Here is a 15,501-nt window from a genome sequence, read left to right as displayed (position 1 = left end):
AGTATAATAGGTGCCCACAGTTCCGCTATGTGTAGACCAAGCTTCTTCCGTTTTCATCGATATTAAACCATCCTAATGAATACCCGGATATACCCTGCAACAACAATTGATAAGTTGATGCATCCAGATAATTTTTCATTCCATTTAAACCTTGCAAGTGAAGTTGGATAAACTTCACATAGTCCTTAAAGGGTAAATTGATATCTCCGGCCGGCTCTGTATAATCAATCAGGAAATCTGTATTCGAAGGAACAGGAATTAATTGGCCATTGTCAAAATAATGCCCCCAGGTATCTTTCTTTGTTTGATTGTCCGGCCAAGAGAATTGTACATTCAAATGCATCTCATCATTAAATACTCGAATCACTAATTCTTCCCACGATTTACCTGTAGCTTTTTCAAGCATTAGTGCAGCTAATGTGTAGCCGGCGTTCGAATAAACAAAGTCAGATAAACTATCCTTTTTGGCAACTGGCAACGTCAATACGAATTTTCCAAACAAACTCCTACGCAGTTGTTTTGAACCAGTAAAAGCTGGTATTTCCGGATCTTCAAACCCCTGAAACGGCTGAACAAAAGACCTGTGAGAAAGCAAATCCAGCAGCGTTATATTGTAAAAGGCTGGGTTTGAAGATAATTTCCATTCAGGGTACAAATCAAAAAAATGGGTTTGCCAAGTCAAGTTACCTTTCTCTACATATTTGGCGATTAAATATGCAGTCATAGCCTTGGTATTTGAACCTATGTGAAACCGGTCGTTTAAACTTGCAGTGTCTTTACTCATAACTGAGTGATAGCCAAACGCATGCATCACAGGTATAGAATCTGCCTGCACCACAGCATAGCTTAATTCTGGAATAGCAAATGCAACCCTGATAGAATCTGCGTTAATATTTCGCTGACTCAAAGCCATGGTTGATACAGAAACACAAACAAGCGTTACTACCAAGGAGATCATTTTGTTCATATTCACTGAGGAATTAAAATTGTTTCGAACGTATCAATGATGAAAATGTAAATACACATACAGCTAAGCCGATAATATCCCTTTCATGATTCCTGACTTACGAGCCACTCGGTTAGGCTAAAGAGCTGCAATCTTGATGATCTTACCTGAAATAATATGATGTCAATAGCATACCTCCCACCTTTAACAACAGGGGTTGAAAACGGTTTTCATAAAATCCTTCAACATTGGCCTCCACCACTATGATATATACATCCCATTTTATGCTAACCGTTCCCTATTATATCCCTTATCACCAAATGGCTGTAAATCTTCAATAAACATTGTTTCAAGCTGCTTGGCCTCTTTACGATAGTGATCAACTGACTTTGTATCGTCTTGCTTTAGTTCACTTAAAATTTCAAAGCTGAAACACGCCTGTCCGAATTCATTCCAATCATGTTGCAGATCAAAGTTTGGGTGAAGTCCGTTATTGAGCTGAAACCTGTGTCTGTTCCAAATGGCAACCAAATCTGTGCTACTCTCAATATAAATTTTGTTATTGACTGTATTCCTGATTTGAAATACGCCAATTTTAAATTTCATCGTTTTGTAACCGTCTTTTATTTCCTTTTTAGATTTCATTTTGTTTCAACAATTGGTAAAAGTCTGGAATCAGCTAATGCGGCAGTTCTATGTCCTATTCCTTTCATGTAAGCTTCATCATTTTCAAAAGCAAGAAAGCTGTTCACACTATGCTGCTTGATTAACAATACAGCATCCCATCTTTCATCTGCTGGTCCAATTAAAAAGTCACCTCCCTCACCCATAAACAACACTTCTCCACCCGACTTAGTCAGGAATGGCAACGTATGTTCAATATAAAGTTGATAAGCCTGTTTACCACTTATTGGCGCTGCCGGTTGCAGCACAGGAGTATCTGAATAGTCAGCTGTTTCACGAAAACGTAGCAAGTTCAGCATCACTATACCTCCTTGTATTTGCCGCATGATAAATTTTCGCCCGGCTTCTTGTGTTGGCATTAAATAGGTATTGTCCATATTATTTAATTTTTTGTTTTAGTGTTTGAAATTGTATGCTTTTAGAATCTTAGAAATAAATTAGAATACCGATCTTCCCTTATTACCAAACCTACCGCATTCTAAAATACTCTTATCACTTGTCAATGATGTCTCTATGTTTCACGGAATGAATAATCATCCCCGTCACCCCTAACACAAGGCAAGCCAAAAACCATTGCGTAGGTTTTCTGTCGTACATCAAAACATAAACGACTGTCGTTACAAACAATACCAATCCCAGAACCATCCATAACTTATCTCCTGAAAAGCTGTCAAGGAGTATTACTTTATTATTCGTTGTATTTCCTTTCATATTAAGCAACAATGCGAATTTCCTATAGTCCCAAATCATCAGAAAAATATTAGCCAGCAACATAAGTCCGGTTATAACCGGAGTACCACCAAAATCATACGAAACAGTGATAACAAAAATGTTAAGGGAAACAGGCAAAAACAGCACAGCTCCAAGAGCCGCAAATCGTTGAGTCATCAAGATAAATCCAACAATTAATTGACTCCATCCTAAAAATTTCCAATACAGGCCAGATTGATAGAGAGTTTCAAAAAAATGCAAAGCGCTGTGAATTGGCGCATCAATGCCTATACCTGTTGTAAAACGGTTCCCCTGGATTTTTACAATCGATGCAAAAACAAACGCAGCACCTATTAAGTATCGTAAATAAATAACAAATAGGATTACCCATTTTTTCTCTTGTAGTCGGTCAATGATGCTCATTCCATTCGGTTGATTTAAAGTGTAAAGAAGCAGATGAGGCATTGCTAAATGCTATTTCCTGGTTGTAATATTGAACACATTATTAAATCCATTTTCATTATCAAAAAGGCTTGAGGCAGAAATGAATGAATTACAATGCCACTGTGCTTACAAATTGGGGCGACACATAACACAGCGCATAACATTCAACTGCCTTGTGGTTTAAATGGTTGCATTGTATATTGTCGCAACAAACTGTCAAAAGCTGGAACAGAATACATGCGTCGTTCTGCATCAGTTGTTCCCGAATCTATGGGCGCCAACATTTCTGCGCCAGTCTGCTCATCAAAAATCCGTTGTGTCCCATATTTCTGATACCCTTGCGTATAAAGTAAATACCGGTCATACGTTGTAGCAACAAAATAAGCCGCTCTTTCATCCCCTGCCTCAAACGCACTTTTTGACAGTTGGTACGCCAGCAGGTAATTCTCAGGGCTAACACTCTTCAATTTATCATTACAATAGATGAGAGCCATGTGCTGCAAAATCAATGCAGCATTCAACTTGTCTTCATTCGTCTGAATGCGGCCAGCTGCCAACAATTCAAAAACCCTATCCCGGTGCACCTTGTCAGTAGCTTCCAAATCAACATCTTTAGCACTACTTCTCATCGCCTGGTCCTTAACCACCATGGCTTTCAATTCATCATTGTTTTTTACCATAGCAAAAGAAGATGTTTCACCAGACCAACAACTGCTAAGCAGTGCCGATACTGCAAGTGTATATATAGAAATACGCATCATAAATAGAAATACATGGTAAAGATTACAGGCTAAATCCCAACTTTATTTTATACCGGAAAATCCTATCGTTAATCACCTGTTCTAATTTCAATACCTCTTTTGTTTGCTTACTGATCCAAAAGATTTCCTTATTTCCCTTTTCTTCATGTACCAAAAGCCAGCAATCAATCTTTTGATCATTATAGCCCATCAAAACATCAGACCCGGTTACCGTATAGGCAACTTCTTGGTAGCCAGATGATGTGCCCGGATCATAAAATGGAATCAGAAAAGTTACACCCTTGCGATAAGGCAGAATAGGAAAGGTTTCAAGATCAGAATGCCAGTTTAAAAAAAACTTCCCTTCCGCACTTTTGTATCCATCCCATATTTTTTTTGCCTGCTTTGTTGTATCAGCATCACTCAACAGCTTTCCGTTATAGTTGACTGTTTTACTTGAAAAATCAACAATTGTATTATTTACAACTTTTACTTCCGCCCCTCTTGCTACCGGTACTTTCCACCATGTCTTATGGTAGAATGGCCGCATTGTTGTAGCATCCGAAATGGATTGTACAATATGCATGACACTGTCCTTGTCCTCCCACTCCTGGGTAATTTCAATAGCTGGAGTGCCATTATAATCAGTTCGCTTAATCAATCGTGTCCAAAACTGTGTTTGTGTACGTACAGAGTCCTTAGCCATCTTAAAATACACCAAATAGCGGTGAGTACCTTCTCTTAAAACTTTAGTATCAAGGCTTTTGGAGGTAATTCGGACCGTATCCTGTGCAAGTAAATGCGTTACTACAGTACATGATATAAAGACCAATAAAGTAATCTTGAATGTCAAGTTTCTAGTCATTTCATTTTTTTTATGGATTACAATATGCTCCCTGTCTTTTTCAGTATAACAGATAATATTTCCCCGTTCGTCTTTATTTCCACTAATTGTTTAATACCAGCGGAACTTGCATAGTTCACCGTATAGTCTTTCGTTCGTTCTGTACTTCCTTGGAAAAAACCGTTAATGTAGGTATCGGTATACCCAACCACTTCTCTATGTGTTGCAGATTTTAAATAAGCAAACTCAGTGTACAAATAATATTCTCCAGGCTTGAGATTGGTAAATTCAAAATTTCCCTTTTCATCGTACACGGTAGTCACCTTTATACATGCAGCAGCTTCTTTACTCAAAGGCACGGGCCTCGCCTTCTTCCGCAACTGTTCATTTACGCTAATCCATTCTTTAAAATAAGCCGTAGCTGGAATTAAGATTACGGAGGTGCCCAAAGGGGCGTATTGCTTTTTATTGATGTTAAAAAGGGATTTATTTTTCAAAAAAGTTTCGTTAGCTGGATTGTCCTTTGCATAGGTTACTCCCTTAATAACGGCACTACCTACCTTCCTTCAGCAGCTTCATAGTTGCATCTTTATCAAAAACAGTTTTAACCACCAAGTCAAAGTCAATCTCTTTGTTTATGAGTAAAAACTTTTGATTGTTTGCTGCCAGAATTTCAATCTTCCATATACGCCTTGTCTCCTTATCAATGTAGTATTCGTATTGCTCATTTGTAGCTTCTTCAAATACACTCACCTGCCAAACTTTGTGCTCACCAGATATGTCACTTTTATACATGCTGCTCTTTACTTCTTCAATACGGGAGTTTTTTATATGGCCATTATTAACTGGCGTATACTCATACACTCGCATATCAGCCCTGTACCCGGATTGCAAGGGTAGTGCACCCAACAGATATGGATATACATAGCTATCGAAAAACAAATTATTCACAGACTCTTTCACATAGCTTTTCGTTTTTCCTTGATGATCAAAATAAAATCCCGTAACCTCCTTACCAAATTTCAATGCAAATGATCTGTTAGGATTATATGAAGAGCGATACACAGGCTTAAGGGTAATTGCATCTGAAATACTGGTATCAATCCATTGCTCATTAGTGGCGTACATACGAAGTGAAGTGTATACAGAAAAATTTGTTGAATTAGGTATCACCTCTACTGTAAAATCACTCACACCTACCTGATTACCCTTGGGTGTTATGGCAAATACAGCCATCTCATACTTTGTACCAATCAGGCGCTTTTTATCAAAAGCAGCATCGCCAGGCAATAAAAGAGATTGTGCACTACAATGTATAGCAACAGCAATACTCAAGAATAATAATGATTGTTTCATATTTTTTTGCCAGCAGAAAAGGATTCAAACACACGTTATAGCTTTGGGGGACGCCAGTTCAAAACAATTATCAGAGAAATAAGAGCTATCAATACGACTGTACCAATAAGAATCATGTCATCCCCTTGAAAATGAGGTGCCCCAATTATGGCTATAAAAAACACCCCTAAAAAAGAATGATTATAACAAGCACAACAATTAGCAGCACTTTTAGCACTCTCATACTTAAAATTTTGTTTAGGCAAAGCATTGTAGCCAACCACTAAGGGTATGCTACTTTATCCATTACCTACTGATGATAAACGTGGCGAGACAAATCATACACCACCACTTTACCGCTCATATCTCCATTCTCGTCATTATGCGGAAAACCAATAGCCAATGTTTTACTATCTGAAGAAAGCGCAATAGACCATCCGACAGTATTATTAGCAGGAGTTGATATTTCAACGCCACCCTTATCATTAATCATAGCTATTTCTTGCCAGCTTGATGCTCCGTTTTTATACACTTTTACATAACCTGGCGCACCAAATCCAATATAAGGTGCACTCAGTGCCAGTACAGTTCCATCAGCACTCAATGAAATGGCATGAGCAAAATAAGAATTGCTTCTGGTGGGCTTTATTGTAGGTACATGACGCATCCATTCCTTGCCGTTTTGTGTGTAGGTTTCTACAAAACCTGCATTTTGTCCAAATATGTCCATACTTGAAGAAGATGCAACAATCGTATTACCAGCTGTAGACAATGCAACCTGCATACCAAGATTACCGCTTGGCAATTCCCCAAAAAACTTTGTTGATTGTTCTACCCACTTATCAGCTTCCTTTGAATATATGAGTACCTCTCCGACATTTTTGTACTGCTTAGTATCCTTACTGTAATTACCAACCACCAGCATTTGCCCATTTGCCGAAAGAGACAATGCAAGGCTGTAAATTTTCACATCAGGGCTGGGGATAATGTCTCCTCCATCCTGCAACCATTGTTGCCCGTCAAAATAAAAAGCGTTAATGCACAATGTCCGGTGCTTCGCACAGTCAAAACTGAATGCAATCTTTTTTGCATCCGGAGTGATAGTTAGTGCATCTATCTGGTCATTGTTATTCTCCAACTGAATAACCTGCGGCGCTTTAATCCAGTCTTTGCCATCAAAATCATAAAAACTTACACCACCAAACGGAGTTGCTACAATGAGCTTTTTGCCATCTGCCGACAACTCCATCATTTCACCGAAACTAAAGCCCTTTTTTCCTGGCCATATTTCATTACCCATCATCTGCCAGTTACTGCCATCAAATTTGTACACAGCTACTCTTCCAACCCTGTCGCCATATTTACTATTGAATGGCGCTCCAACAGCAAGAATAGATCCATCTGCAGAAAGCTTAACATTTCTGCCAAATTGTTCTTCATTCACTATTCCGGTGAGCATCGAACCTCTCATAGGCTGGGCAGATACAGCACTGGCTAATACAGCTGAAAGTAACATGCAAAACATATACCTCACAATACCCATAAAACTTACTGATATAAAGCTTTTCAAAAAGTTATAACAGGCGCAGATTTTGTAAAACTTCCTGATCCGTCTGCTATTGCCTGAGTTGTCGATAAATAACTGCTGCCCTTCAAAACAACTACAGTAACCTGCTGTCCGGCTATCCCTCCATTGCCAGATATGGCAATCACTGCTGCAGTTACGTTGGGGTCATATGTTATTGCCTTGTTCCATGGCAATAACATTATCTGCTCATTCGTGGTCCCCCCCGTTGATGTGGTGTAAGATGCATATAAGGTTCCCGTGAAATTCCCGGTTATTGAGTACCGAATCTCATTCGATGGTACCGAAGGCATGGGCTTCGAACAAGCAAAAAAAATGAAGTTCACTAACGAAGCGATTCTAAAGTATTTATTCCGTAGCATTTTGAAATATGTATTTGATTATTGGAACATCTTTGATTTCATGAATGAATTATTGGCAAGTGAACTACCTGATTATCTTAGTTAGGAATCGAAAAATATTACCCTGTAAATGGGCATCTCTTACCATACCCGTTGGCATTAGAACAAAACACTTTTACGGCTGTCTTTATTTATTTTTCAAACACTTTCTCAAATTGAATATCATATACTTTAGTCGATGAGAACAAATCAGAGTGGTCAGAAAAAGAGCACAAGACCTTGTCGCTGAATCAAATGTAGCCAGCCCCATAAACGGAATTATTAACTTAAGTTAAAAAAACCGCTTATGGTGAATTGATGCATCTGTTTTTACTTCAATTCATAATTGACTAACAACAATAATTTGATTACTTTTTTTCTGCCTTGATATTTCCGTTCGGCTGTTGAAGGGTAAAACCAATCACATTATCATTTTTATCAGTTTCAAACAATACTCCATAGCCCTTAACTCCTTTTATTGCAAATGCATCCTTTCCAGCAGGAATTAATGTATAATCTGGTTGTCCGGGAATTTTGGCCATCAATATTTCTTGCTTCAAATACACTTTCACCTGTTGTCCCCCCATATTGTACTCACCCACATATTTTGTGAAATCGTTTTTACCTACAGAAGCTGATTTATCCTCATTACTTGAATTGCCAGAAGTGCCAACTTTCGTATTCCCAATTCTCTTCACGCTCAATGATCCATTCGGTTGTACAAATACACAAGCAGGAATATTCCCTTTATCATCTCTTTCAAACTTTATCTTAACACCTTTTGCCCCTTTCACAGCAAACTCATCTTGACCTATTGGCTGCAACTCAAACTCAGGCTGACCAGGCACCTTTGCTTTCAAAATACTATTGCTTGTAAGATATATCGTTGCTACACTGCCATTAAAGTCATAGTCTCCACAGTAATCAGTCAAATCAACTTTAATAATCTGGCTGGTGGACACCTGCCTTTTGAATTCAATATCTTTTACACTACTTTCAAAAGGCATTTGCAAAGAAGCAATCGCTCCATCTGCACCAATAGTAAATTGGCCATTCATTGCTTCACTGCCATCAAAAGCTTGCTCATCTATAAAGAATGTAAAATAGTTGTACTGCAAATGTTTAATTTTCAAGTTCCACCGGTTAAATGTTCCGGTTAAGCCATCTTTAGAATCCTTTATAACAATTCTACCATAGGCATTATTGGTATAAGTGCCGGCAAAATCAGTAAATGAATGAGATGGCTTTGTTGCTTTAACAGTGTTACCTGCATTCAAAGGCAATGTCCTGGTCTGCATCTTCATAATACTATTCCAGTCTCTGTAACTAGCTCCGATCATCCTGTCGGCAATAATGTTGTGAAGAATACGTGGTACTTCTGAATTATGCTGATTCACGGATATAAAAATGCCAATGCTGTCAATAGGCAAAAAAGAAACAAACGAACTGAACCCGTTAATGTTACCACCATGGCCAACTCCATAATGCCCTCGGTAATTAACTGTGTACCAACCTAAACCATAATTGAAGAAGTAGTAATCCGACATCAGCTTTGATGGCAAATTGGCGGAAGCAATCATTTGTGAGCTAATAGCCTGTTTATAAAATTCAGCGGTGATTATTTCTTTACCGTCAAATGCTCCCTGGTTTGTCCACATCAACAGCCACTTAGCCATATCATTTGCCGATGACGCGATGCCGCCTGCGGGTGCTATACCGCTTAATGCACTGGGAAGAAAATCTAATTCTTGCAGATGCCCATTCTTGTTGATGTAACCAATGGAATAATCGGAAGCATTTGACATCTGACCGGTTGACGAACTCTTCATTGATAGTGGAGCAAATAGTTTTTCTTCAATAAGTTGCTCCCAACTTTTTTGATAGGTAATTTCAAGCAATCGTGCTAAAGCAACGTAGTTTAAATTATTGTATTGAAACGTTTGTCGGAGTGGTGCACTTGGTTCAAGATACTTTATTAATCGAACCATACTATCTCTGTTGCCCATAGCGCCACTGTACCATGCATAATCATGTCTTGGTAATCCTGTACGATGGCAAAGCAGGTCTCTGACTGTAACGTTCGATGTCAGTTCACTATTATAAAACTTCAGTGCGGGATAATAACTACTGATAGGCGCATCTAAATCAAGAGAAAAATCCTTAACTAAATTCCCAATGAGAGAAGCAGTAAATGCCTTTGTACAGCTGCCAATGGCAAATAGTGTATTGCCCGTAACCGGCTTTTTGTTTTCATAATCCCGGTAGCCAAAGCCACCCGTAAACAATACTTTGTTTTTCTCTACTACCGCAATCGAAACACCAGGCACATTCCATTCTGTTAGAATGCTGTTGATCATAGAATCTAAACCAGCAAGGCGGTGATCTCGCTGCTGAGCATTTGCAACGATTGTAATACAAACAAGGAAAAAAGGAGCAATTATTTGTTTCATCATTCTCGTTTTGAATATTGAATTTTTGTTTTAATGATTGGGGTTGCTGAAATGGAAAACAGTAGCTATGTTTCAAACAGATGTCAAATCTCAGTGCATTACATCAGACAAAAGGGTTACCCTATAATGTGAGACCAATCGATAAACAACTGATAATCAAACTCCTATATCTTACCAATTGCTCATTGTAACCTAACTTATAAGTTGCCGCTAAGAAATAGCGCTTTCTTGCAGCCTCAGAAATGCCTCGGCCACAACAGTCAATCATTCAAACAGCAGAAATCCACTTCCCGCTGAATCAAAGCATAAAATGAAAATTTCCAACTCCATAATCTATATCCGGTAGACATTGACACACGTTAAAAAATCCACAGACCAGTGGGCCTGTGGATTAATCAGGTTCAATAATATTAAAGTAGAAAGAAGCCGGCTATACGAAACTGGCATTGCTTGTGCTAAAGCATACAACTACAAAGGAGATGATTCTAAAAAAGTATGGATTTCAAATGCAAGTACACATTAGTTCCTTTCAACAAGATTACATGCTTGAATAAATGAAGGTCCTGATACGGTGCATAATTCAATGTAGACTATTGAATTACTATGCTTCTTTTTTGAAATGTTACTGCTCCAAAAACACCAATGGCACGCCCATTAATATTACTGATGGGGTTATCCGGCACCGCCTGAGGACTACCAGTAGACGATTGAGAAAAACTAAACCAGTATTTATAATTGGCATGGTCAATGCAATTCATTACAACTTCAATAAGATCGCCTTTTTTAAACTCATCTGCCTTCCTTGAGTATATCAACGGAAAGGTTGCCTTTTTCCCATCAATAAATAAATCATCGTAAGCAAACACATCTTTAATCAATTTCCCATTCTTAATGATAGATAAATTGTACTGATTGCCATAGCCAGGTGGATCATTGTAAAATGGTGTCACCACTTTAATGGTTTTGCCGAATCCAGGAAAGTCTTCAGCCACAAGAGAGTCAAATGCTACCATTGTTGGCATTGTTGAACTAGAGGTAAGTGTCTGGCCGTTAGCTACAACAGTAAGATGATACGTTTTACCAACAATGCCTGTCAAACTTGCATTTCGATAAACCCCATTTGACACCTCAGGCAAAGAATAAACAGTCCCATTACCTTCCTGAATGGTTACTGTTGCACCAGTTAACGGCACAATACTATTATCTGACTTAACAGTTTTTGTGTAAGACAATGCAACAACACTACCTTCCGATGAGCTATTCGTTACTCTTCCGTCAACCACTATAATTGGAGTCGTTGTTTTGAGTTCCAAGTCGATTTTCTTTTCACAGCCTTGCAATAAACAACCAATTAACGCTACACAAAAGATTGAAGATATTCTTTTCATTTCCCTATCATTAATGAGTTAAAATTTAAAATTGTAGGAGATTGATGGCACCCACCGAAACAAGCTTGTCTGCATAATGTCTGTAACATTAGGTTTGTCTTTGTTATCCTTAAAGTTTACAGTAAATGCATTCTCCCTTCCATACACATTGTATAAACTAAATACCAGTTCTTTAGTCCATTTTTTGGTTTTCTTCAAGTGCCATGTTGCACCAAAGTCCAAACGATGATAATTGGGCATTCTATCAGCATTCCTGCTGTTATAATAATATACCGTTTGTCCATTCACTTGATACTTGCCTGATGGAAATGTTACTGCATTACCGGTATAGAAAACAAAGTTTCCACTAAGCGTCCATTTTTCATTCAACTGACAAATACCAACTACAGATATATCATGCGTCCTGTCTTGTGTTGCATTGTACCATTGATTGTTATTAATACCCTTGATTTTTCTTTCAGATTTACTCAAAGTATAGCTAACCCAACCTGTCAGTTTCCCTGTTTGCTTCTTAAACATAAACTCTGTGCCATATGCCCTCCCCTTGCCAAAAAGCAACTGCGTTTCTACTGTTTCGTTAAGAAATAAATCTGCACCATTTCGGTAATCAAGGATGTTTTCCATATCCTTATAATATACCTCAGCAGTAAACTCATAGCGGCGATTGAAGACATTAGAGTAATAACCCAAACTATATTGATTACTAATCTGAGGCTTAATAATATTGCTGGTGCTTGCCCACTTATCCAACGGATTTGTACCGTTAGAATTGGTAATTTGATGCATATACTGTGCATTCCGGGTATAAGCAGCTTTAATAGAATGAGATGGACTTAACAAATAGCCAATTGAAACTCTTGGCTCCAGGTTGTAGTACTTTTTTACAGCTTCATCTCTTGCATAGGTAAGTGTATCAGTAATTGCACCATTCTCATCAATGTTGAAAAAGTTCCCACCACCAAGAACGCTGAAAGCACTGAACCTTGATCCTATAGTAATATTTAAGTTTTTATGAGGCTTAAATACATTGCTGGCGTAAACTGCATTTTCACAAGAGTATCGTTTATCCTGAATTTTATCATTGATGCTGGAAGTAGCATTACTGGTGATTTCACCCGGGCGGATGATGTGATAAATGACAGACCAGCCAAAACGAAAATTGTTTTTATTATTGATACTGTATTGATAGTCCTGTTTTAAATTCCAATCTCTGATTTGCGAGAAAATCCTAATATCATTCGTTCCATTCTTAACTTTAAACTCGTAGTTATAGTTGCTAAAAATAAGCGAAGTGTTTAAGAACATCCTGCTATTGATGATATGATTCCATCGCAGAGTCCCGGTGCCATTTCCCCAGTTAGTAGTAAATTGTTCATTTAAACCAAGTAGATCTTTACCAAAATAACCACTCAAATAAAGCTTATCTTTTTTACCAAGCTCATAATTCAGTTTGGCATTTAAATCATAAAAATAGAGTTGGTTATTTTTGTATTGATCATCCAGTTTTAAAAACATATCAGCATATGTTCTCCTGCCGGTAATCAAAAAAGATGATTTATTTTTTTGTAGTGGCCCCTCAATATTCAATTTCGCACTGATAAGGCCAATGCTGCCACTAACACTGGTTTTTTGATTATTCCCATCATTCATTCGAACATCCAATACACTACTCAATCTCCCGCCATATTGTGCCGGCATTCCTCCTTTGTATACAGATACATCTTTTATGGCATCGCTGTTAAACGTAGAGAAAAAACCAAACAAGTGAGCTGCATTGTAAATATTGGCTTCATCTAAAATTATTTGATTCTGATCGGTACTTCCGCCTCTTACAAAAATGCCGCTATTACCATCGCCAGCTGTTTTGATACCTGGCAGTAGTTGAATTGTTTTTAGCAAATCTTTCTCCCCAAATATTACAGGGATATTCTTGGCGTCCTGAACAGAAAGTTTTTCAAGTCCTACTTGAGAGCCACCAATATTGCGTTCAAAAGATTTCTTGCCTGTAACTACAACACTTGCTAACTCATAAGTCGCATCTGAAAGGATGATGTTCTTTTCTATGTTTCCAGACAAAGAAATGCTTACAGTATCTGACATTTTTCCCAACGCACTAAAAACTATTTCATAAGTGGCTGGTGCTAATGAAATACTATAAAATCCATATTCATTTGAGCTTGTACCATGGTTACTGTTGAGCACTCTGATACTTGCTCCAATAATGGATTCACCGCTACTTTTACTTCTAATATTACCGCTGAGTGTGAAGTTCTTCTGACCGTTCACAGTAATTGTAAAACAGATAGATAAAACTGCAATGAAAATTTGCTTCATTTTTTTTAAGATTTAAGCTTTGTTTTTTACATGTAAGTTTTAAGTTTTGGGCAACTGTCCAAAAACCTTATTTGTGTGAGCTCTTAACAAAAACCATAGAATTCAAATATTGAAGCGGGCTATCCTGTAATGCTAGGTCAACTATCCATTTCTTGATAGTCGATAGATCATAATCCATTTCTACATTTTATGTGCCCAACTTATAACTTGATACTTTTATATATTATACCAAATGCGGCATCAACTATTTAACCAGCATCTGTTAAGAATCATCTGATGTATATCAGAATGTGAATATTGCTAACTGCAAGGCAGGAAATCTGACGGCTTTAGAATAAATGCCATTCAACATAAAACAATAAGTAGAATTATAATTCCAATCACAAATAGAATAACATGAAGCGTTTTAAATAAATCATTCTGTTGTTTACTACTTACTGTTTCATTATTAATACCTGTTTTAAATGATTCTCACCCATCAAAGCCACAGCGATGTCACTGAGTACAATAAGCATTATAACACGCTATTATCATTTCTCAATTCGAGGCCATTTCCAAGCATAGATTATAATTAAGCTAAGAAGAACAACTTCTAGAAAAGCGCCAAACACCATGTGCGGCCAAGCTTCCCCTGCTAAATTGAACAGCATGAAAGGAATATAAACAGAAGCAACTGTAATATTCGTCCAGCGATTGACGCTAACTGAAAACGCGACAGAAAAGAATATCATTAGAGTTGGAATGGCCACTGAAGAAAGAGCACCGAATAAAAACCCTTGTGTAATTTCAAAAATGTACACCTTTCCTTGACTAATATCCTCAATCTTTCCAGGCATGTAAAGGTGGAAATAATCAAGATAAATTATGAGAAACATCAGACTGGTCCAAAGCGCAGCTAGTTTCAGCCTTACACAGACATTTACGCCATCCCAGGTAATGAGTTGTTTTTTTTGTGTATCCATGATTGTCAACCAATAGTTATGGGAAAAAGAATATTTGTCACTTAGTGCAAAAAATGTTTCACGCTCTGCTGTCCCATTCTCGTTGTAACATGGCGAATTGAAATTCACTTCCCCATTTCCCTTTAAAGAAAACATTTTCAACAAAATGTCCTTCCAACCGGAATGCCAAACTTGTAAACAAATGAATTGCAGCAGTATTTTCAGCATCCACTATCACAACAACTCGATGTATTTGTTGGACATCAAACAGAAACGTCAAAACACCGCCAATTACTTCCTTCGCATATCCCTTTTGCTGCTCCAGATGTGAAATAGTGATACCGATTTCTGCAACCCTTGAGTCGTATTGATCTAGTCTAAGGGCACAGTCGCCAATGAGATACCCTGTATCAGTGTTTTCAATTCCGTATTGTACCCATTCACCTGGCTTTCCAAACTGCTTAGTAGCATTCTCTTCTATAAATTGCTTTGCTTGCTGTAACGTAAAAACATCAAAACCCTGATACTTGGTGACTTCCGGATTCGACCGATAACAATGAAAGTCAGCTAAATCTTTCAGCGCTAACGGTCGAATAGTAAGCCTCGCAGTAGAAATATTCATGTCTTTCATAGCCCATTTGTCTTTCCCTCAGTAAGCAAAGGTTTAACGACCAGCAATCGATGAATTACCGCTTTACCAGTACACTATCAATTATTAA

General features: G+C 37.8%; 14 protein-coding genes. All 14 read right to left on the bottom strand.

Features of this window, described 5'->3' with window-relative positions; translation table 11 throughout:
* Positions 1–25: 25 nt before the first annotated feature.
* The 14 genes from GLV81_RS04900 to GLV81_RS04835 all read right to left on the bottom strand — a co-directional run bounded on the left by GLV81_RS04900 (position 26) and on the right by GLV81_RS04835 (position 15,413).
* Positions 26–949: a serine hydrolase domain-containing protein gene (locus GLV81_RS04900; protein WP_197428946.1), complete on the bottom strand. Its 924-nt coding sequence runs from the start codon at positions 947–949 to the stop codon at positions 26–28.
* Positions 950–1,228: 279 nt separating this feature from the next.
* Positions 1,229–1,591 (bottom strand): GIY-YIG nuclease family protein, encoded by a 363-nt coding sequence (locus GLV81_RS04895; RefSeq protein WP_157477373.1) that lies wholly within the window; start codon positions 1,589–1,591, stop codon positions 1,229–1,231.
* The gene (locus GLV81_RS04890) at positions 1,588–2,007 is read right to left on the bottom strand and encodes a DUF1330 domain-containing protein (RefSeq protein ID WP_157477371.1); all 420 of its coding nucleotides are present in this window, start codon (positions 2,005–2,007) and stop codon (positions 1,588–1,590) included. Before GLV81_RS04890 ends, GLV81_RS04895 begins: the two co-directional genes overlap by 4 nt.
* A 115-nt stretch (positions 2,008–2,122) precedes the next feature.
* Entirely contained in the window at positions 2,123–2,764 is a 642-nt protein-coding gene (locus GLV81_RS04885; RefSeq protein WP_157477369.1) for a hypothetical protein, read from the bottom strand.
* Positions 2,765–2,949: 185 nt separating this feature from the next.
* The gene (locus GLV81_RS04880) at positions 2,950–3,546 is read right to left on the bottom strand and encodes a hypothetical protein (RefSeq protein WP_157477367.1); all 597 of its coding nucleotides are present in this window, start codon (positions 3,544–3,546) and stop codon (positions 2,950–2,952) included.
* 22 nt (positions 3,547–3,568) lie between these two features.
* Complete coding sequence (locus GLV81_RS04875) at positions 3,569–4,390, bottom strand: DUF3108 domain-containing protein (protein WP_157477365.1); 822 nt, start codon at positions 4,388–4,390, stop codon at positions 3,569–3,571.
* Positions 4,391–4,407: 17 nt separating this feature from the next.
* The gene (locus GLV81_RS04870) at positions 4,408–4,866 is read right to left on the bottom strand and encodes a hypothetical protein (protein WP_157477363.1); all 459 of its coding nucleotides are present in this window, start codon (positions 4,864–4,866) and stop codon (positions 4,408–4,410) included.
* A 55-nt stretch (positions 4,867–4,921) separates the two neighbouring features.
* Positions 4,922–5,725: a DUF3108 domain-containing protein gene (locus GLV81_RS04865; RefSeq protein WP_157477361.1), complete on the bottom strand. Its 804-nt coding sequence runs from the start codon at positions 5,723–5,725 to the stop codon at positions 4,922–4,924.
* Between the two features lie 289 nt (positions 5,726–6,014).
* Positions 6,015–7,274, bottom strand: coding sequence for a WD40 repeat domain-containing protein (locus GLV81_RS04860; protein WP_157477358.1), 1,260 nt, complete (start codon positions 7,272–7,274; stop codon positions 6,015–6,017).
* A gap of 763 nt (positions 7,275–8,037) precedes the next feature.
* Positions 8,038–10,122, bottom strand: coding sequence for a serine hydrolase (locus GLV81_RS04855; RefSeq protein WP_157477356.1), 2,085 nt, complete (start codon positions 10,120–10,122; stop codon positions 8,038–8,040).
* 587 nt (positions 10,123–10,709) lie between these two features.
* Positions 10,710–11,507 (bottom strand): DUF4249 family protein, encoded by a 798-nt coding sequence (locus tag GLV81_RS04850; RefSeq protein ID WP_157477354.1) that lies wholly within the window; start codon positions 11,505–11,507, stop codon positions 10,710–10,712.
* Between the two features lie 18 nt (positions 11,508–11,525).
* Complete coding sequence (locus GLV81_RS04845; protein WP_157477352.1) at positions 11,526–13,841, bottom strand: TonB-dependent receptor; 2,316 nt, start codon at positions 13,839–13,841, stop codon at positions 11,526–11,528.
* Between the two features lie 530 nt (positions 13,842–14,371).
* The gene (locus GLV81_RS04840; RefSeq protein WP_157477350.1) at positions 14,372–14,803 is read right to left on the bottom strand and encodes a DUF6326 family protein; all 432 of its coding nucleotides are present in this window, start codon (positions 14,801–14,803) and stop codon (positions 14,372–14,374) included.
* 58 nt (positions 14,804–14,861) lie between these two features.
* A complete protein-coding gene (locus GLV81_RS04835; protein ID WP_157477348.1) occupies positions 14,862–15,413 on the bottom strand; it encodes a GNAT family N-acetyltransferase in 552 nt (183 codons plus the stop codon).
* Positions 15,414–15,501: the final 88 nt, after the last annotated feature.

The organism is Phnomibacter ginsenosidimutans, assembly GCF_009740285.1.
Taxonomy (GTDB): Bacteria; Bacteroidota; Bacteroidia; order Chitinophagales; family Chitinophagaceae; genus Phnomibacter; species Phnomibacter ginsenosidimutans.
The sequence above is the reverse complement of the archived record's forward strand: the minus strand, read 5'-3'. Positions and strand labels throughout refer to the sequence as shown.